The organism is Streptomyces sp. NPDC089799, assembly GCF_040684755.1.
Classification (GTDB): Bacteria; Actinomycetota; Actinomycetes; order Streptomycetales; family Streptomycetaceae; genus Streptomyces.
Genome location: NZ_JBFBGR010000040.1, coordinates 49,919 through 67,591, shown reverse-complemented (window position 1 = coordinate 67,591; position 17,673 = coordinate 49,919). Strand labels below are relative to the sequence as shown.

Here is a 17,673-nt window from a genome sequence, read left to right as displayed (position 1 = left end):
ATGCCGCCCTTGGTCTCGATACCGAGGGACAGCGGGGTGACGTCCAGCAGCAGGACGTCCTTGACCTCACCCTTGAGGACACCGGCCTGCAGGGTCGCACCGATGGCCACGACCTCGTCCGGGTTCACGCCCTTGTGCGGATCCTTGCCGGTGAGGGACCTGACCAGCTCGGTGACGGCGGGCATGCGGGTGGAACCGCCGACCAGGATCACGTGGTCCACGTCGGAGACCTTGGTCCCGGCGTCCTTGATCGCCTGGTGGAACGGGGTCCTGCAGCGTTCCAGGAGGTCTTCGGTGAGCTGCTCGAACTGGGACCGGGTGAGCCGTTCCTCCAGGTGGAGCGGTCCTTCGGCGGAGGCCGTGATGTACGGCAGGTTGATCGTGGTCTCGGTGGCGGAGGAGAGTTCGATCTTGGCTTTCTCCGCGGCCTCCCGCAGCCGCTGCACCGCCATCTTGTCCTTGGACAGGTCGATGCCGTACCCGTTCCTGAACTGCTTCACCAGGTGGTCGACGACGCGCTGGTCCCAGTCGTCGCCGCCGAGGTCGGTGTCCCCGTTGGTGGCCTTGACCTCCACCACTCCCTCGCCGATGTCCAGCAGGGACACGTCGAAGGTGCCGCCGCCGAGGTCGAAGACCAGGATGGTCTGGTCGTTCCCCTTGTCCAGACCGTAGGCGAGGGCGGCGGCGGTGGGCTCGTTGACGATGCGCAGCACCTTGAGCCCGGCGATCTCCCCGGCTTCCTTGGTGGCGGTGCGCTGGGAGTCGTTGAAGTAAGCGGGCACGGTGACGACCGCGTCCGTGACGTCCTCGCCCAGATATGCCTCGGCGTCCCGTTTGAGCTTCTGCAGCACCCGGGCGGAGATCTCCTGCGCCGTGTAGCGCTTGCCGTCGATGTCGCCGTCCTGCGGGAACCGCCAGTGCGGGTCGCCCATGTGGCGCTTCACCGAGCGGGCGGTGCGGTCCACGTTGGTGACCGCCTGGCGCTTGGCCAGCTCGCCGACGAGGACGTCGCCGCCCTTGGCGAAGGCGACCACGGACGGGGTGGTCCGGGCCCCTTCGGCGTTCGGGATGACGGTCGGTTCGCCGCCCTCCAGCACGGCCACGACGGAGTTCGTCGTCCCCAGGTCGATGCCGACGGATCGCACCATCGCTGCCACCTCCAGCCTGCCGGGTGCCACCTCCAGCCTGGCACCGGAGCCCGTCCGGCGCGTTCCCGGGGCGGGGCCGGGTATGCGGCGGTGCGGCGGTCTCTTCGGGGCGGGGCCGTCACGTCCGGCCGGAGGCGGTCACTTCCAGGCGAGGCGGAGTTCGTCGGTGTGGGCGGCGAGCCAGGTGCGGAAGTCCTGCAGGGCGGGGTTCAGGGCGCGGACGGCGTCGAGGTCGCGGGCGTGGGTGAAGCGGTCCTCGCAGTCGGCGTAGTACTGGAACATGTTGCCCGCCTCGTCGGCGCCCGGGAAGCCCAGCTCGCGGAAGGCGTCGGGGGTCAGCGGACGGTACCGGACGGTCTCCCCGAGCGACTCGGTGAGCGCCGCGGCCATCTCCGGGAGGGAGAGGAACTCACCGGCGATGCTGACGGTGGCGGCGATCAGGTCGGTGTCCCGCTTGAAGATCTCCAGCGCGGTGCGGCCGATGTCGTCGGCCGCCATGCCGGCGAGCCTCTTGTCCCCCATCGGGAACACCAGCTCGACGACGCCGTCGTCGGCGCGCTGCGGGGCGAAGGCGCCGAGGAGGTTCTCCCAGTAGAAGGTGGTCCGCAGGAAGGTCGTCGGGACGCCTTCCTCGGTGAAGTACCGGTCGGCCTCCGCCTTGGCGTCGAAGTGCGGCACCTTGTACGAGCCCTGCAGGGTGGGCATCCGGTCGTCGTCGAGCGGGATGCACTCGCGGGTGTCCTCCAGCGTGGACCAGATCGCGTGCTGGATGCCGGCGTGCGCGGCCGCCTTGGAGAGCGTGTCGGCCTGGGTCTTCTCCCGCTCGGCGGACATGTGCTCCCAGAAGTTGGTGACCAGGAAGGCGCCGTAGGCGTGTTCGAAGGCCGGGCCGAGGCTCGCCTCGTCGTCCAGGTCGGCCCGGACCACCTCGGCCCCGAGCCGGGCGAGTTCCCGGGCCGGGGCGGAGTCGGGGTGCCGGGTGACGGCGCGGACCGTGAATCCGGAGTCGGGGTCCGCCAGGACGGCCCGCGCCATGCCGCCGCCCTGCCGGCCGGTCGCACCGAACACCGTGATGATCTTCTTCGCCGTCATCGCCGTCGCCCCTTCTCACCCTCTGGCTCACCTGACGCGCACGCGGAGTCACTGTATGCACACGCGCGGCGGGGAGGCGGGCAGCGGGGCGGGGCGCGCCGGAGCGGCGGGGAGCGGGGAGCAGGGAGCAGGGAGCGCCCCGCCCGGAGCCGGTCCGGGCGGGGCAGGGCGGAACGGGCGGGGGGCCGGACTAGAAGCCGATCGCCCAGCTGTCGAGATAGCCCCCGAAGTATTCGGCCTTGTCCTGGATCCTCAGGTTCCAGGTGCCGTTGGCGACCTCGGAGGAGGCGTTGACCCGGAAGATCCCGATGATGGCACCGCTGCGGCCGTCGTACGTGCCTTCCTGGCGGAGCCGGTACCAGCTGCCGTCAGGCGCCCTGATCTCCACCTTCAGGTCGGCCGGCCAGTCGTGCTTGATGTTGAGCTCGACGTCGAGGTCGGAGGGCGCGTTGCCGGGCACTCCGGTGACCTTGATGGCCGACCAGATGGTGTTGTCGTCGATGGTCTGGTTGGTGCCGTTCCAGAAGCGCGGGCCCGGCGGGCGCGGGGTGCCGGTGAAGAGGATGCGGTTCGGCGAGCCGGAGCCGATGTCCTGGAGCGAGCGGGTGGTGGCGTTGGTCGTCAGGGCCGTCGCCACCTGCGCCGGGGTGGAGGTCTTGTGCGTGGAGAGGTACAGCGCGGCGGCGCCGGCCACGTGCGGGGCGGCCATCGAGGTGCCCGACAGGATCCGCGCGTCCTGGTCCCACCCGTTGCCGGCGGAGAGGATGTCCTCGCCGGGGGCGAAGAGGTCGACGAGCTTGCCGGTGTTGGAGAAGGAGGCGCGGCTGTCGATGTCGTTGGTGGCCCCGACGGTGATCGCGGTGGGCACCCGCGCCGGGGAGTGCGTGGACGCGTCCTTGCCCTCGTTGCCGGCCGCGATGGTGTAGGTGAGACCGGCCTTGATCGAGTTGCTCACGGCCGTGTCCAGGGCCACGTCCGGGTCCCCGCCCAGGCTCATGTTGACCACGGCGGGCTTGACGGCGTTCTTCGTCACCCAGTCGAGTCCGGCGACCACCTGCGCGGTGGTGCCAGAGCCCTGGCTGTTGAGGACCCGCACGGAGACGATCTTCGCCTTCTTCGCGACGCCGTACGTCGCGCCGGCCACGGTGCCCGCCACGTGGGTGCCGTGGCCGTGGCCGTCCTCGGAGGTGCCGCCGTCAATGGCGTCGAAGCCGTAGCGGGCCCGGCCGCCGAAATCGCTGTGGCTGATGCGCACGCCGGTGTCGACGACGTACACCGTGACGCCCTGCCCCGCCGAGTCCGGGTAGTCGTACCGCTTCTCCAGCGGGAGCCGCCGGCGGTCGATGCGGTCGAGGCCCCAGGAGGGCGGGTTCGGCTGGGAGGCGTCCAGCTTGACCTGCCGGTTCTGGACGACGGCCGCCACCGCCGGGTCCGCGGCCAGCCGCCGCGCCTGGCGTTCCGACAGCTCCGCCGAGAACCCCTGGAAGACGGAGTCGTAGGTCTTGTCCAGCTTGCCGCCGTACCGGGCGGCGAGGGACGGGCCGCGCTGCGCGGCGGCGCTCGCGCCGGTGTCCTTGAGCATGACGACGTAGCTTCCGGGTACCGCGTTGGGCGCCCCGGCGTACTGGACGACGCCTTCCGCTTCGGCCGCCACGGCGGGTGATGCGAGCCCGCCGGCGACGGTGGCCGCCGCCGCGAGAAGGGCCACGGTCGCGGCAGCGCCACGCCGTGAGCCGAATCTGGGGAACAACACGTTCCTACTCCCCCCACTTCGCCCGTGCCCCTGCGACACGGGTCGACGGTCCGGTTGCGCCCGGGGCGTACCGGACCGGACGGGGGGATCCGCGAGCGGGCAGCGCGATACCGCCGGCCCGCGGTGCGGTGGTACGTGCGTTCCCCCCGGAGAAGAGCCTGTCTTACGCCGAACTCCCTTGCAACCGACTCCACTTGATCGCCATGAGGACTTATGGAACGGCGTCGGGGGCGGATCTCCCGGCCGCGATTCCCGGCCCGCGGGGCTAGCATGATCAACAGTTTGTCGAACGGCCCGTCCCGCCCCTTGCCCCGGAGGATGTCTTGCCGGTACTCGCGACCTTCGCCCGCGTCTACGTCGACGACCTGGACACCGCACTGCCGACCTTCACCGCGCTGACCGGGCAGGAGCCCACCCTCCGGTTCCCCTACCGGGGGCTGGAGTTGGCGAGCGTCGGCGGCTATCTGCTGGTCGCCGGCGCGGAGGCGGACCTCGCCCCCTTCCGGAACGTCCAGGCCACCACGATCGTCAGCTCGATCGAGGAGGTGCTGGAACTGGCCGGGAAGCTCGGCGGTGAGGTGCTCAGCGGCCCCAACGAGGTGCCCACCGGACGCAATCTGACGGTGCGCCACCCTGGCGGTGCCGTCATCGAGTACGTCCAGTTCGCCGACGCCCAGCCGGCCCCCCGGGGCTGACGCGCGCCGGCACCCCGGCCCCGCGGCACCGCCGCGCGCTCGCGCCGCCGCCACGGAGTCGGCTCCTGACCGACCAGGCGGCGGCGCCAGTCGAGCGGGGTGACGGTGACGGCCCGGCCGGGGTCGCCGTCCCATTCGGTGCGGAGGCCGGCCTCGGCGAGGGCGGCCACGACGTCGTGGGACGGCGACGGTGATCTTGACCTGAAGCCCGGTTGGGGTTGCAGGGTGGCCGCAGTCGATCACCCGACGACCCACTCACCCGACGACGAGAAGGACAGACCCGTGATCCTCGTGACCGGAGCCACCGGAAACATCGGCAGTGCCTTGCTGGAGGAGCTGAGCGCCGGCGGTGCCGGGCCGCTGAGGGCGGTCACCCGTGACGCCTCGCGGACCGTCTTCCCCGAAGGGGTCGAGGCCGTGGAGGGCGACCTCTCGGACCCGGACTCGCTGCCCGCCGTGCTGGAAGGGGTGCGCGCGGTGTTCCTCCTCCCGGGACTCGGCCCCGACGCGGAGTTCCTCGGGGCCGCCCGGCGGGCGGGGGTGGAGCACGTGGTGCTGGTGTCGTCGATCACCGTCCAGACCCATCCGCACCTCGGACCGGCCCGCCGGAACCTGGAGGTCGAACGGCTGCTGCGGGACAGCGGGATGGGATGGACGGTCCTGCGGCCGACGCAGTTCGCCTCCAACACCCTGATGTGGGCTGACGCCGTCCGCGCACGGGAGACCGTCGAGGCGCCGTACGCGGACACCGCCCTGCCGACCGTCCATCCGGCGGACATCGCGGCCGTGGCCCGGGTGGCCCTCACCCGGCCCGGCCACCGGGGGCGCACCTACGCGGTGACCGGACCGGAGCCCGTGTCCCCCCGGCAGCAGGCGGCGGCCATCGGGGCCGCTCTCGGCCGGGAGGTGGCCTTCGCCGAGATCGGCCGCGCGCAGGCCCGCGCGCCCATGGCCGCCGCATTCGGCGAGGAGGCCGCCGACGCGGTCCTCGACGTGATCGGCGGCGACCCGAACGAGGAGATCCGGCAGGTGCGCGACACGGTCCTCCGGGTCACCGGGGTCCCGGCCCGGGCGTTCCGGGAGTGGGCCCGGGAGAACGCGGCCGCGTTCCGCTGAGCCACCCGGAGCGTCCCCTCGGCGGTTCGGGGTCAGGCCACCCAGGTCGCCGTCATGGCCTGGACCGCCGAGCCGTCCCGGTCGGCCAGCTTGGTGCCGGTGAACTCGCGGGCCCAGTCGGAGGTCTGGATGCGGAACGCGGGGCGCTCGGCGGTGAGGGCCTCCAGGACGGACTCGGCGGCGCCGGCGGGGGTCTGGGCGCCGTTCAGGAACTGGCCCACGGTGCGGTCGATGTAGGTGCGCATCGCGTCGGCGTAGGGGCCGGCGGCGGCGATCTCCCCCTCCAGGTCGATGCCGATGTTGTTGACGAACTCGGTGGCGACGGCGCCGGGTTCGATGACGGAGACGCTCACGCCGAGCGTACGGGCGACCGGGGCGAGGCTCTCCATGTAGCCCTCGACGGCGAACTTGGCGGCGCAGTAGGCCTCGTTGAACGGCTGGCCGATGACGCCCCCGACGCTGGTGACGGTGATCAGACGGCCGCCGGTGGCCCGCAGGTGGGGCATCGCGGCCTTGGAGACGTTCAGGACGCCGAAGAAGTTGACCTCCATGACCGTGCGGACCTCGGAGACGGACTCGTTCTCCAGGGTGCCTACGTGCCCGGCGCCCGCGTTGTTGACCAGGGCGTCCAGGCGGCCGTAGTCGGCGATCACGCCGTCCACGGCGGCGGCGACGGACGCCTCGTCGGTCACGTCCAGCTGCCGGATGTCGAGCTCGACGCCCGCCTCTGCCGCGGCCTTGCGGAGCGCGTCGGCGCGGGCGGGGTCGCGCAGGGTGGCGACCGTGCGCCAGCCCGCCTCGGCCGCGGCGACGGCGGCGGCGAGGCCGATGCCGGAGGAGGTGCCGGTGATCAGGACGGTCTTGGTGCCGGTGCCGGTGGTGGGGGTGGCAGACATGGTGGTGCCCTTCGGGTTCGGGTTCCGGGTGGTGCTCCGCATTTATGTGCGTGCACACACACTATAAATTTATGTGTGTGCACACGCAACCCCTACACTCGTGTCATGCCGAAGAAGCTCACCCAGGCCGAGATGCCTGACGCCGATTACGCCTTCTACGGGCTGGTCTGGGCCGGCACGGTCCTCACCGAGCGGGTCGACCGCGCCCTCACCAAGGAGCACGGCCTCCCCGTGTCCTGGTTCGAGGTGATGCTGTGGCTGGCTTCCAGCCCCGATCCGGTGCCCGCCTCGGTCCTGGGGAACAGCACCATGCTCAGCCGCAGCCAGGTCTCCCGGGTCGTGGACGCCCTCCAGGCGCGCGGCCTGGTCACCCGCACCCCCTCCGCGCGCGACGCCCGCTCGGTCGAGGTCTCCCTGACCGGGGCGGGCCGTCTGGCCTTCGAGCAGGCCGACGCCACCCGCCGCGAGGTCCTGGCGCCGGTGTTCACCGACCTGCTCGACGCCGGGGACATCGCGGCCCTCGGCACCGTGTGGCGCAAGCTCAAGGCCGAGAAGGAGCGCCTGTCGGACCACCGGACGCCGTGACACCGCGCGCCGCGACTCCGGACGCCGTGACACCGGACGCCGTGACAGCGGACGCCGGACCGCCGGGCGCAGCGAACACGCCCGCGCGCCCCGCAGCCGCGGCAGCGGCCGCCACCCGGCGGGGCAGGGCCGGGTCCGGCGCGGCGCGCAGGAGCAGCAGCTCGTGGTACAGCGGCGCGGTCGCCGCGACCAGGAGCGCCCGGGCGTCCACCGGGACCGGCAGTTCACCCCGCGCGGCGGCGCGGGAGACCACCGCCGCACAGCGCGCGTAGCGGTCCTCCCAGAAGCGGGACAGGGCGCCGGCCGCCTCGGCCGAGCGGAACCCCGCGACGATCAGGGCCGTGGTCAGATTGGGCCCGCCGCCCGCCAGCGCCTCGTACACCTCCTGGTTGAGGGCGGCCAGGTCATCCTCCAGCGATCCCGTGTCGGGCGGGCTCCACTCGTCACCGGCCGCGGCGTCGAGCACGTCGGCCAGCAGGCCCCCCGCATCCCGCCACCGCCGGTAGACCGTGGTCCGGTGCACACCGGCGCGTTCGGCGACCGCGTCGACGGTCAGCGCGTCGTACCCGCCGGCCACCAGCAGCTCCCCCACCGCCTCCAGGACCTGCGCACGGACCCGGGCGCTGCGCCCGCCCGTCCGGCGCCGCGGGGTGGCCCGTTCCGACCGGTCCGCCTGGCCGGAATCTTCGCTTGCACGTGCGCTGGCATCCATGGAACGATCTTAACGCAACAGTCGTCGCTTTAAGGAGTCCTCCGATGGTTCACGCGGTCCTCTCCAGCCCCTCGCCCGCACCCGCACCCGCAGCCCAGGAGCCGCTCCATGACCGCACGGATCACCGCGCTTGACCTCACCAAGTCCTACGACGGCCGCCTCGTCCTTGACTCCGTCGACTGCTCCGTCACCGACGGCACGCGCCTCGGCATCGTCGGTGAGAACGGATCCGGGAAGTCCACCCTGCTCCGGCTGCTCGCCGGAGCCGAACGCCCCGACCGGGGCACGGTCACCGTCCGCGCCGAAGGCGGCACCGGCCACCTCGCCCAGGAGGAGGACCTCCCCGCCCACCTGACCGTGCAGCAGGTCATCGACCGCCCCCTCGCCGGAATCCGCTCCCTGGAAAGCCGGATGCGGCGGCTGGAGCAGCAGATGGCCGGCGGCGACACCACCGACGAGGTCCTCGGCTCCTACGCCGACCTGATCACCGCCTTCGAACTCCGCGGCGGCTACGGGGCCGACGCCCGGGTCGAGCGCGCCCTGCACGGCCTCGGACTGCCCCTCCTGCCCCGCGACCGCACCGTCGGCAGCCTCTCCGGCGGCGAGCAGGTGCGGCTCCGGCTGGCCGCGCTGCTGGCCTCCGCCCCCGAGGTACTGCTGCTCGACGAGCCCACGAACCACCTCGACGGCGCGGCCCTGGCCTGGCTGGAGGAGCACCTGCGGGCCCGCCGCGGCATCACCGTCGCCGTCTCCCACGACCGGGAGTTCCTCGAACGCGTCGCCACCTCGCTGCTGGAGGTCGACGGGGACCTGCACCGGACGGTGCGCTACGGCAACGGGTACGCCGGCTACCTCGCCGAGCGGGCCGCCGACCGGGAGCGCCGTGCCCGGGCACACGCCGCCTGGTGCGCGGAGGCGGACCGGTTGCGCGCGTCCGCCGCCGTCACCGCCCGCCGGGTGGCGCCCGGCCGGGCGATCAAGGACGGCAACAAGATGGCCTACGACCGGGCCGCGGGCCGGGTCCAGCAGTCCCTGGCGAGCCGGGTGCGCAATGCCGGGGAACGGCTGGAACGACTGCTGGCCGACCCGGTGCCCGCCCCGGCCGAGCCCCTGCGGTTCACCGCCTTCCCGTGCACCGCCGACGCCTGCACCGCAGACGCCTGCACCGCCGACGGCGCCGCTGCCGCGCACGGCGTCGCCGCGCACCGCGTGGTGCTCGCGGCGGACGGCGTGTCGGTGGACGGGCGGCTCGCGCCGCTGGACCTCGCCCTCCCGGCCGGCGGCCGGCTCCTGGTCACCGGCCCGAACGGCGCGGGCAAGAGCACCCTGCTCGGCGTCCTCGCCGGCACCGTCACCCCCGACCGGGGGCAGGTCGTACGGCGGGGCCGGACCGGTCTGCTGGCCCAGCGGACCGAGGCGGGTCCGCCCGGACGGACGCTCCTCGGCGCCTTCGGCGAGGGCCGCCCCGGCACTCCCGAGGAGCACGCCGAACGGCTGCTGTCGCTCGGCCTGTTCGCCCCCGAACGGCTCACCGCCGCGGTCGGCACGCTGTCGGCCGGCCAGCGCCGCCGGCTCGCCCTGGCCCGGCTGGTGACCGAGCCGGCCGACGTACTGCTGCTGGACGAGCCCACCAACCACCTCTCCCCCGCACTGGCCGAGGAACTGGAAGCGGCCCTGGCCTCGTTCGCCGGCGCCGTGGTCGTGGTCAGCCACGACCGCCGCCTGTGCGCCCGCTGGCAGGGCGACCGGCTCGGCCTGCCCGCCCCGGAGCAGGTCGCCACAGAACGGGTCGCCATGGCGGCCTGACCCCCGGGTTCCCGTCCCGCCCTCGACCCCATCACGAAGGACTCCGCTTGACGAACACCGCCTCCGCCCGCCTGCTCCACACGTACACCGTCCGCACCCCCGGGTCGGGCCCCTACGCCCTGGCCGCCGGGCCCGACGGCAACCTCTGGTGCACCCTCGTGCAGGGGGGACGCATCGCCCGGCTCACCCCGGACGGGCACCTCGACGAGTTCGCACTCGACTCGCCCGACTGCGGGCCGTCCCTGATCGCCCCCGGCCCCGACGGCGCCCTGTGGTTCACCCGGAACCGGGACCACCGGATCGGCCGCATCTCCACCGACGGCCAGGCGCGTTCGTACGAGCTGCCCGGCGCGGGTTCCGGGCCGTTCGGGATCACCGCAGGGCCCGACGGCGCGCTCTGGTTCACCGGGATGCACACCGACCGGATCGGCCGGATCACGGTGGACGGCGAGGTCACCGAGTACGCGCTGCCCTGCGCGGGCGCCTTCCCGTCCTTCGTCGTCGCGGGCTCCGACGGCGCCCTGTGGTGCACGCTCAACCAGACTGACGCGCTGGCGCGGATCACCGTGTCGGGCGAGGTCCGGACCCACCCGCTGTCCGCGGCCGGTACGGCCCCGGTCGGGCTCGCTGCGGCACCGGACGGGGCCTTGTGGTTCGCCGGGATCGGCACCGGCCGGATCGGCCGGATGGACGCCGGGGGCGAGGTCACCGAGTACCCGCTGGCGGACGCCCGGTGCCGACCGCACGCGGTGGCGGTGGCACCGGACGGGGCGTGCTGGTTCACCGCATGGGCCACCGGGCGGATCGGCCGGGTCACGGTCGACGGCCGGATCTCCGAAGTGCCCCTGCCGGACCCCGGATGCGAGCCGCACGGTCTGCTCTTCGGGCCCGACGGCACCCTGTACGTCGCGCAGGAGAGCGGCGCCGTCACCCGGTGGGACGTGAGCGGGGTGTGACCGGCGCCGGGCGCCCCGGGGCCCCGGGCGCGTGTCATTCCGGGTGCGCCCGGGACGTCGGGTGCTTCGCCGGGTGGAGGGCCTGTTCCGCCCAGATGGTCTTGCCGGCGGCGGTGTAGCGGGTGCCCCACTGCTGGGTGGTCTGGGCCACCAGGAACAGGCCGCGGCCGCCCTCGTCGTCGCCCGCCGCGGTCCGCATGTGCGGGGTGGTGTGTCCGCTGTCGGACACCTCGCAGATCAGCGTCTGGTCGCGGATCAGGCGCAGCTTCACCGGGCCGGGCGCGGCATGGCGGATGGCGTTGGTGACCAGTTCGCTCACCACCAGTTCGGTGGTGAAGACCAGGTCGTCCAGTCCCCAGGCGCGGACCTGGGCGGCGGCCGCGGCCCGGGCCCGGCCCACGGCCTGGAGGTCCTCGGTGAGCTCCCACTCGGCCACCTGGTGCCGGCCCAGGACCCGGGTGCGGACCAGCAGCAGGGCCGCGTCGTCGTCCGTCGGTCCGGCCGGCAGGACCGACTCGACGGCCTCGTCGCACAGGTCGTCCAGGGAGCGTACGGAGCCGGTCAGTACGGTGCGCAGGGCGTCCAGCTGCTCGTCCAGGTCGCGGTCGCGGGCCCGGACCAGCCCGTCGGTGAAGAGGGCGATCAGACTGCCCGGCCGGAGGGTGAGCTCGGCGGACTCGAAGGGCAGCCCGCCCAGGCCCAGCGGCGGGCCGGGCGGCAGTTCGGGGAAGGTCACCGTCCCGTCGTCCGGGTCGACGACGGCGGGCAGCGGGTGCCCGGCGCGGGCCATCGTGCAGCTGCCGGAGACCGGGTCGTAGACGGCGTACAGGCAGGTCACGCCGAGGGCTTCGTCCTCGGGGTGCTCCTCGCCCTCGATGCGGACCGCGGCCCGTTCGTTGGTGCCCTGGGTGACCAGGTCGTCGAGCCGCGTCAGGAGCTCGTCGGGGGCGAGGTCCATCCGGGCCAGCACCCGGACGCTGGTGCGCAGCCGGCCCATGGTGGCCGCGGCGCCCAGCCCGTGCCCGACCACGTCGCCGACGACCAGCCCGACCCGGCTCCCGGACAGGGCGATGACGTCGAACCAGTCGCCGCCCACTCCCGCGCTGTTGTCGGCCGGCAGGTAGCGGTAGGCGAGCTCCACGGCGGACAGCTGCGGCAGCAGCCGCGGCAGGAGGCTGCGCTGCAGCATGAGCGCGGCGGCGTGTTCGCGGGCGTAGCGGCGGGCGTTGTCGATGCACACCGCCAGCCGGGCCGCGAGTTCGTCGGCCACCGCCAGTTCCCCGGGGTCGAACGGGATGCCGCGGTCCGCCCAGGCGAAGGAGACGACGCCCAGGCCGGTGCCCTCGGCGCGCAGGGGCACGGCCAGTCGGGGGCCGTCGTGGACGGGCCGTACGGTGGCCAGTGCGCGGGCCTCCGCGGACGAGGGCGGGTGCAGCACGGGGTGCCGGCCGGGGGGCCAGACCCGTACGAGGCGGTCGTCGTGGGAGGTCCCGGGGACGGGGCGCTCGCCGTCGAGGACGGTGTCCAGCAGGTCCACGGTGACCGAGTCGGCGAAGTGCGGGGTGGTGACGGCGGCGAACTCCCGGGCTGTCCGGGCCATGTCGAGGGTGGTGCCGACGCCGCTGCCGGCCCGGACCAGCAGGTCGAGGCGCTGCTGCGCGAGGTAGCGGTCGGTGATGTCGACGCTCTCCTCGCAGACGCCGAGCGGGGTGCCGGAGGCGTCCTGGAGCCGGTAGTAGGAGCAGGACCAGACGTGGTCGCGGTCGGGGTCGGAGGGCGGGCGGCCGCGGTAGTGGAGTTCGATGACGGGCTCGCCGGTGCCGAGGACCCCGTCCATGACCTCTTCGAGGGTGCCGGGTGTCCCGTGGGTGAGGACGGTGCCGTGCGTGACCATGTCGTCCGGGCCGACACCGACGTACTCGGAAGGGCCCATCTCGTCGACGAGGGCGTGGTTCGTCCACACCACGCGCATGTGGGTGTCGTAGATGGCCAGGCCGACCGGGGACTGGGTGGCCAGGCCGCGCAGCATCGACTGGAGGGCGTCCCACTGCTCGGCCTCGGCGGCGTCGGCCATGGCGAGGAGGCGTTCCGGCCGGGCCGGGGCGCCGCCCCACAGGTCCTCGGCGGGCGGTCCGGCGAATTCGTGCCCGCGGGCCGGGGAGAGGCTGAGCACGGCGACGGCGGTGCGCAGGGTGCCTCCGTCGTGGCGGCGCAGGCGCAGTGCGCAGCGCAGGCCGGGGCGCAGTTCCCGTACTGCGGTGTCGTCGAGGGAGGCGGTGGGGTGGTTCGGGGTGGTGGCGGGCCGGCCCCGGGAGGCGGTGGAGTGGTCCGGCGCCGGGGAGGGGTGGTCCGCGGCTGCGGAGGGGTGGTCCGGAGCGGTGGAGGCGTGGTCCGGGGCTGTGGCGGGGTGGTCCGGAGCGGTGGGCGGGTGGCCTGCTACGGCGGCCGGGTGGCCGGGATCGACGACGGGGTGGCCGGGTTCCACGGCCGGGTGGCCGGGTTCCACGGCCAGGTCGGTGAAGGGTCGGCCGAGCACCGCGTCGGCCGGGTGGCCCAGGAGCTCGGCCGCGGCCGGGCTCCAGCCGACCACCCGGCCCTGCCCGTCGAGGACCGCCATGGCCGCCCGGGACACGTCGAGGGGGCCGTGGAGTTCACCGAAGCCGGGGATGGCGTTCACGACGCCTGCCTCCACTCCGGGCTGTGGCGGGCGGCCAGCAGCAGGGCGACGTCGTCGGGGCGGTCGGCGGCCTCTCCGGCCTCCCTGATGAGGCGGTCGGCGGTCTCGGCCAGGCTGCCCGCGCCGGACTCGGCGAGCAGGACCCGCAGCCGTTCCACTCCGACGTCGATGTCGGTGCCCGGCTGTTCCACGAGTCCGTCGGTGTAGAGGGCGAGGACGGCGCCCCGTTCGAGGTGGAGGTCGGTGACGGGATAGGTCGCCTCGCCGTCGACTCCGAGGACGACCCCGCCCGGCAGGTCCAGGACCTCGGTCAGCCCGTCGGGGTGCCTCAGCAGCGGCTGCGGGTGTCCGGCCCGTACGGCGCGGGCGGCCCCGCTCGCCGGGTCGAGGTCGATGTAGCAGCAGCTGGCGAACTGGCCGGGGTCGAGGTCGATCAGCAGGCGGTTGGTACCGCCGACCACGTCCTCCGGCTCGTTGCCGCTCAGCGCGAACGCCCGTACGGCGCTGCGCAGCTGGCCCATGGTGGAGGCGGCCGGAATACCGTGTCCCTGGACGTCCCCGATGACCACGGCCAGTCCCCCGGAGCCGGTCTCGATGACGTCGTACCAGTCGCCCCCGATGTCCATGCCGGCGGTGCCCGGCAGGTAGCGGCCGAGGGTTTCCACCTCGTCGACGACGGGCAGGTGGCGCGGGAGCAGCGCGTCCTGGAGGCCGCGGGCGACCGCTGCCTCCGATTCGTAGCGCTGGGCTCGTTCGAGGGCCTGGGCGATCAGCCCGGCGAGGGCGGTGAGGACGGTCCGCTCCTCCGGGCTGAAGCCGCGGGGCCGGTCGAAGCCGAGGATGCAGGAGCCGACGGGCCGTCCGGAGGCGATCAGCGGCAGGAAGGCGCGGGCGCCGACGTCGGCGTCGAGCGGGATGCCGGGATAGGCGGCGGCGAGGTGCTCCATGGACTCGAAGAAGATGGGGCGGCCGGAGGTGAGGGTCTCCACGCCGGGCAGCCGTACTTCGAGGGAGACCCCGTCGAAGGGGTCGAGGAAGCCCTGGGGAAAGCCGGTCTCCCAGGCGAGGTAGAGGTGCCGTTCGTTCAGCAGGTAGATGGCGAGCTGGCGGCCGCCGAACGCGGGCAGCAGCTCGTCCGTCACCACGGCCGAGACCTGGCGCGGGGTGACCGCCTCGGTGAGGGCGATGGCGAGGGCGACGGGGCGGTAGAGGGCCCCGGCCCGGTCGGCCGGGGAGCCCGGGCCGGGACCGGGGCGCACCCGTGAGCCCGGGGCGTACGCCGGGTGCTCCTCGGCGGTGACGGCGACGGTGATGCCGCCGGGACCGGAGTGCAGGAAGACCGAGAACCACTCCTTGGGCGAGCGGCGTGCCATGAACTGCACGGAGTCGGTGCCCATCATGACGGCGCGGAAGTAGTCCTCGTACGCGGGGTGCCCGAGCCAGGGCATGGCCTCCCACAGCACCCGGCCGGACAGTTCGGCGCGGGTGGGGCCGAGGAGCGCGGGGACCCCGTCGTTGGCGTACGTGATCCGGCCGAGCCGGTCCAGGGACAGCAGGGCCTGGGGCAGCCGGTCGGCGGCCTGGTCGGTGAGCGGGCCGCGGCCGAGGTCGAGGACCAGGCCGGACAGCGGCCTGCTGCCGCCGGCCGCGTCCTCGTGGCCCTGCCCCGCGCGGCCGGGACCGGCGGGGACGTCGGCGGTCCCGCCGGTCCTGCCCGGCCGGCCGGGCAGGGCTTCGAGGTTCAGGATGAGCCGCCGGCCGTCGCGTGCGTGCATGGCCAGGCGCCGGGCCGGCGGGCCGTGGGGGTCGGCCAGTTCCCGGGCGACCACCCACAGGCCGTTGCGGTCCTCGGGCAGCCAGCTGCGGGTGAACTCGTCCAGGCCGGCCGGGAAGTCCGCCGGATCCAGGCCGGCGATGGCGCACAGGTCCTCGTCGGGGGTGATCAGGCCGGTGTCGAGGTCCCAGTGGAGGTGGCCGGTGCGCAGCGGCGTGGTCGCGTGGGCGGGCAGGCTGACCCCGGCCGGCTCGTCCTCCCACACGACGGGCGTGCCGACCGCGGCGAGCCCGGCCAGCCGGCCGGCCAGGTCGCGCGCCGCCTGGCGGATGCGGCGGCCGTCGGTGCCGCTGACGACGGCGCCCGGCGTGGCGGCGCGCAGCACCATCAGGACGCCGAACCGCTCGGGTCCGGCGACGACGGGCACGTAGAGCGAGCCGAAGGGGAAGGGCAGGCCGGCCATGAGCTGGGGGTAGCGGCGCATGGCCTCGTCGGCGTTGGCGAGGAGGACGGCGTGACCGGTGCGGTGCGCCTCGGCGGCCGGGTAGGGGCGGTTGGCGTTCATCCGCCACCAGGGGCGGAACAGGGGGACGGGGAGCCCGCCGATGGCGGCCAGCCGCAGCAGCCCCGGGGTGCTCGAGCGCAGGTAGACACCACCGGCGTAGCCGCCGACGGCTTCGATCGCGCCCACCGTGGCCTGGGCGAGCACCAGGGCCAATTCGTCCGGAACCCGTCCGCCGTCATCCGGCCTCCCGGTCACGTCGCTCTCCCGGTCACACAGTCAGGATGCGCCCTTCCCCGCGCGGGGCGCATCCTCACGGGGGCTGGGTGGGGGGCCGACGGCTGCCGGGGCGGGGCGGCCGTCGGGCGGGCCGGGGGATGGCTGGAGGACGACTGGATGTTGGCTGGGGCCGGCTGGGGGGCCGGCTCCGGGGCGGGCGTGGAGGCTAGGGGCGCGGGTCCTGTCGGCCGTCGCCGCAGAATTCCGCTTCGGTCACCTTCATCGCGTCCCCGGCCCAGTCCCCGTTGAAGTTCAGGGCCAGCTGGTGACGGCCGTCGCGGGTGCTCACCGCGACGGAGCCGGACCCGTGGATGCCCCCGTCGTGGCCCCACACCTCCGTCCCGCAGGACAGTCTCACCCGCATGAGGCCCAGGCCGTACCCGGCCCCGGGCAGCTCGGGGACGGCGATGGTGTCGGTCATGGCCGCGAGCTGGCGGGGCGGCAGCAGCCGGCCCGACAACAGGGCCCGGTAGAAGTCGGTCAGGTCGCGGGCATCGGTGACGATCTCGCCGGCCGAGCCGCCCCAGGAGGGGTTGAGGCGCGTGACGTCGTACGTCCGGCCGGCCGGGTCGGGGGGCGTGCCCGGCTCGGACAGCTTGGAGTAGGCCCGGGCGGACGGCTCGGGCATGCCCGTGCGCGTTCCCGGGAACTCGGTGGCGTCGAGGCCGAGCGGGCGCAGGATCCGCCGCTCGGCCTCCTTCGCGTAGGGGCGGCCGGTGGCCTTCTCGATGACGAGGCCGGCGAGGATGTAGTTGGTGTTGGAGTAGTGCAGGCCGGCGCCGGGGGCGAAGTACGGCTCGTTCCGCATGGCCGCCGCGACGAGCTGCTCGGGCTTCCACGTGTCGTAGCGGTGGCGGAGGAACCCCCGGCCGAGGATCTGCCGGCCGAACTCCTCGTCCTCCGTGTAGTTGAAGATGCCACTGGTGTGGTTGAGGAGCTGCCGCACCGTGACGGTCCGGCCGTCGTGCCCGTGGCCGCGTACGAGGCCGGGGAGCCAGTGCTCCACCGGGTCGTCGAGGTCGAGCCGGCCTTCGGCCTCCAGCTGGAGCAGCACCGTGGCGACGAAGGTCTTGGTGATGGAACCCGCCCGGAAGCGGTCCTCGGCGCTGCGCTTCTCTCCGGTCCGCAGGTCGCCCAGGCCCGCGGCGCCGGCCCAGGTGTGCCCGTCCTGCCGGGCCACCACGAGCCCGCCGGGCAGCCCGGACGACCGGACCTCTTCCTCCAGGGCCCGCCGGGTGGCGCGGTGGCCGACGCCGCCCGGGCTGCCGCTGTCCGTGGTCGTCGCTGTGGCCGTGGACGCGGTCGTCGACGCGGTCGACGACCCGGTCGTGGCGTACGCGGCGCCGGTGAGGGTGGTGAGTCCGGTGACCGCGAGCGCGGCTGCCGTGGTGAGCGCGAGGACCGCGCGGGTGCGACCGGGCGCGGTGCGGAGGGGCGCTGTGCGGGTGGATGCGGTGCGGGTGGATGCGGTGCGGGTGGATGCGGTGCGGGTGGATGCGGTGCGGGTGGGCGTCGTACGGCCTGCCATGGTCGATCCCCTTTCCGGCTGCCGGGCGGCAACGTGCCGGCCCGGTTCGCGGACGAGGACCCGGGAAGGTTCTGCCGGGTTGACCGTGCCCGCGACGGTTGAGCCGCTTCCGGCCAGATGCGCGGTGGTGTGAAATTCCGTGTTCCGGGTGCGC

At 74.1% G+C, this 17,673-nt stretch carries 13 protein-coding genes; 5 read left to right on the top strand and 8 right to left on the bottom strand.

Going from position 1 to position 17,673, the window contains the following annotated elements; all coding sequences use genetic code 11:
- From dnaK to AB0O36_RS31585, 3 genes are all read right to left on the bottom strand, one after another.
- A partial coding sequence (gene dnaK, locus AB0O36_RS31595; RefSeq protein ID WP_365116087.1) for a molecular chaperone DnaK occupies nucleotides 1-1,148 on the bottom strand: 1,148 nt, incomplete at its 3' end.
- 138 nt (nucleotides 1,149-1,286) lie between these two features.
- On the bottom strand, nucleotides 1,287-2,240 hold the full coding sequence (locus AB0O36_RS31590; protein ID WP_365116086.1) for an NmrA/HSCARG family protein: 954 nt from the start codon (nucleotides 2,238-2,240) through the stop codon (nucleotides 1,287-1,289).
- A gap of 190 nt (nucleotides 2,241-2,430) precedes the next feature.
- Nucleotides 2,431-3,948: a S8 family serine peptidase gene (locus tag AB0O36_RS31585; RefSeq protein ID WP_365116085.1), complete on the bottom strand. Its 1,518-nt coding sequence runs from the start codon at nucleotides 3,946-3,948 to the stop codon at nucleotides 2,431-2,433.
- Nucleotides 3,949-4,316: 368 nt separating this feature from the next.
- On the opposite strand from AB0O36_RS31585, the gene AB0O36_RS31580 reads away from it, so the two are divergent.
- Both AB0O36_RS31580 and AB0O36_RS31575 read left to right on the top strand, forming a co-directional pair.
- On the top strand, nucleotides 4,317-4,688 hold the full coding sequence (locus AB0O36_RS31580) for a hypothetical protein (RefSeq protein WP_365116084.1): 372 nt from the start codon (nucleotides 4,317-4,319) through the stop codon (nucleotides 4,686-4,688).
- A gap of 282 nt (nucleotides 4,689-4,970) precedes the next feature.
- Nucleotides 4,971-5,804 carry an NAD(P)H-binding protein gene (locus tag AB0O36_RS31575; protein ID WP_365116083.1) on the top strand — a complete coding sequence of 278 codons (834 nt, stop codon included), beginning with the start codon at nucleotides 4,971-4,973 and terminating at the stop codon, nucleotides 5,802-5,804.
- Nucleotides 5,805-5,836: 32 nt separating this feature from the next.
- On the opposite strand, the gene AB0O36_RS31570 is transcribed toward AB0O36_RS31575, so the two are convergent.
- Entirely contained in the window at nucleotides 5,837-6,700 is an 864-nt protein-coding gene (locus AB0O36_RS31570; protein ID WP_365116082.1) for an SDR family oxidoreductase, read from the bottom strand.
- A 105-nt stretch (nucleotides 6,701-6,805) separates the two neighbouring features.
- On the opposite strand from AB0O36_RS31570, the gene AB0O36_RS31565 reads away from it, so the two are divergent.
- Nucleotides 6,806-7,285 carry a MarR family transcriptional regulator gene (locus tag AB0O36_RS31565; protein WP_365116081.1) on the top strand — a complete coding sequence of 160 codons (480 nt, stop codon included), beginning with the start codon at nucleotides 6,806-6,808 and terminating at the stop codon, nucleotides 7,283-7,285.
- On the opposite strand, the gene AB0O36_RS31560 is transcribed toward AB0O36_RS31565, so the two are convergent.
- Nucleotides 7,242-7,997 carry a TetR/AcrR family transcriptional regulator gene (locus AB0O36_RS31560; RefSeq protein WP_365116080.1) on the bottom strand — a complete coding sequence of 252 codons (756 nt, stop codon included), beginning with the start codon at nucleotides 7,995-7,997 and terminating at the stop codon, nucleotides 7,242-7,244. The two genes, AB0O36_RS31565 and AB0O36_RS31560, sit on opposite strands and share 44 nt — an antisense overlap.
- 108 nt (nucleotides 7,998-8,105) lie before the next feature.
- Between AB0O36_RS31560 and AB0O36_RS31555 the strand changes: the two genes are divergently transcribed.
- Nucleotides 8,106-9,803: an ABC-F family ATP-binding cassette domain-containing protein gene (locus AB0O36_RS31555; protein ID WP_365116078.1), complete on the top strand. Its 1,698-nt coding sequence runs from the start codon at nucleotides 8,106-8,108 to the stop codon at nucleotides 9,801-9,803.
- A gap of 47 nt (nucleotides 9,804-9,850) precedes the next feature.
- A complete protein-coding gene (locus tag AB0O36_RS31550) occupies nucleotides 9,851-10,759 on the top strand; it encodes a virginiamycin B lyase (RefSeq protein WP_365116077.1) in 909 nt (302 codons plus the stop codon).
- A 34-nt stretch (nucleotides 10,760-10,793) separates the two neighbouring features.
- On the opposite strand, the gene AB0O36_RS31545 is transcribed toward AB0O36_RS31550, so the two are convergent.
- The 3 genes from AB0O36_RS31545 to AB0O36_RS31535 all read right to left on the bottom strand — a co-directional run bounded on the left by AB0O36_RS31545 (nucleotide 10,794) and on the right by AB0O36_RS31535 (nucleotide 17,519).
- Entirely contained in the window at nucleotides 10,794-13,436 is a 2,643-nt protein-coding gene (locus AB0O36_RS31545; RefSeq protein ID WP_365116076.1) for a SpoIIE family protein phosphatase, read from the bottom strand.
- Nucleotides 13,433-15,970, bottom strand: coding sequence for a SpoIIE family protein phosphatase (locus AB0O36_RS31540; protein WP_365116075.1), 2,538 nt, complete (start codon nucleotides 15,968-15,970; stop codon nucleotides 13,433-13,435). Before AB0O36_RS31540 ends, AB0O36_RS31545 begins: the two co-directional genes overlap by 4 nt.
- A gap of 187 nt (nucleotides 15,971-16,157) precedes the next feature.
- Nucleotides 16,158-17,519: a serine hydrolase domain-containing protein gene (locus AB0O36_RS31535; protein ID WP_365116074.1), complete on the bottom strand. Its 1,362-nt coding sequence runs from the start codon at nucleotides 17,517-17,519 to the stop codon at nucleotides 16,158-16,160.
- Nucleotides 17,520-17,673: the final 154 nt, after the last annotated feature.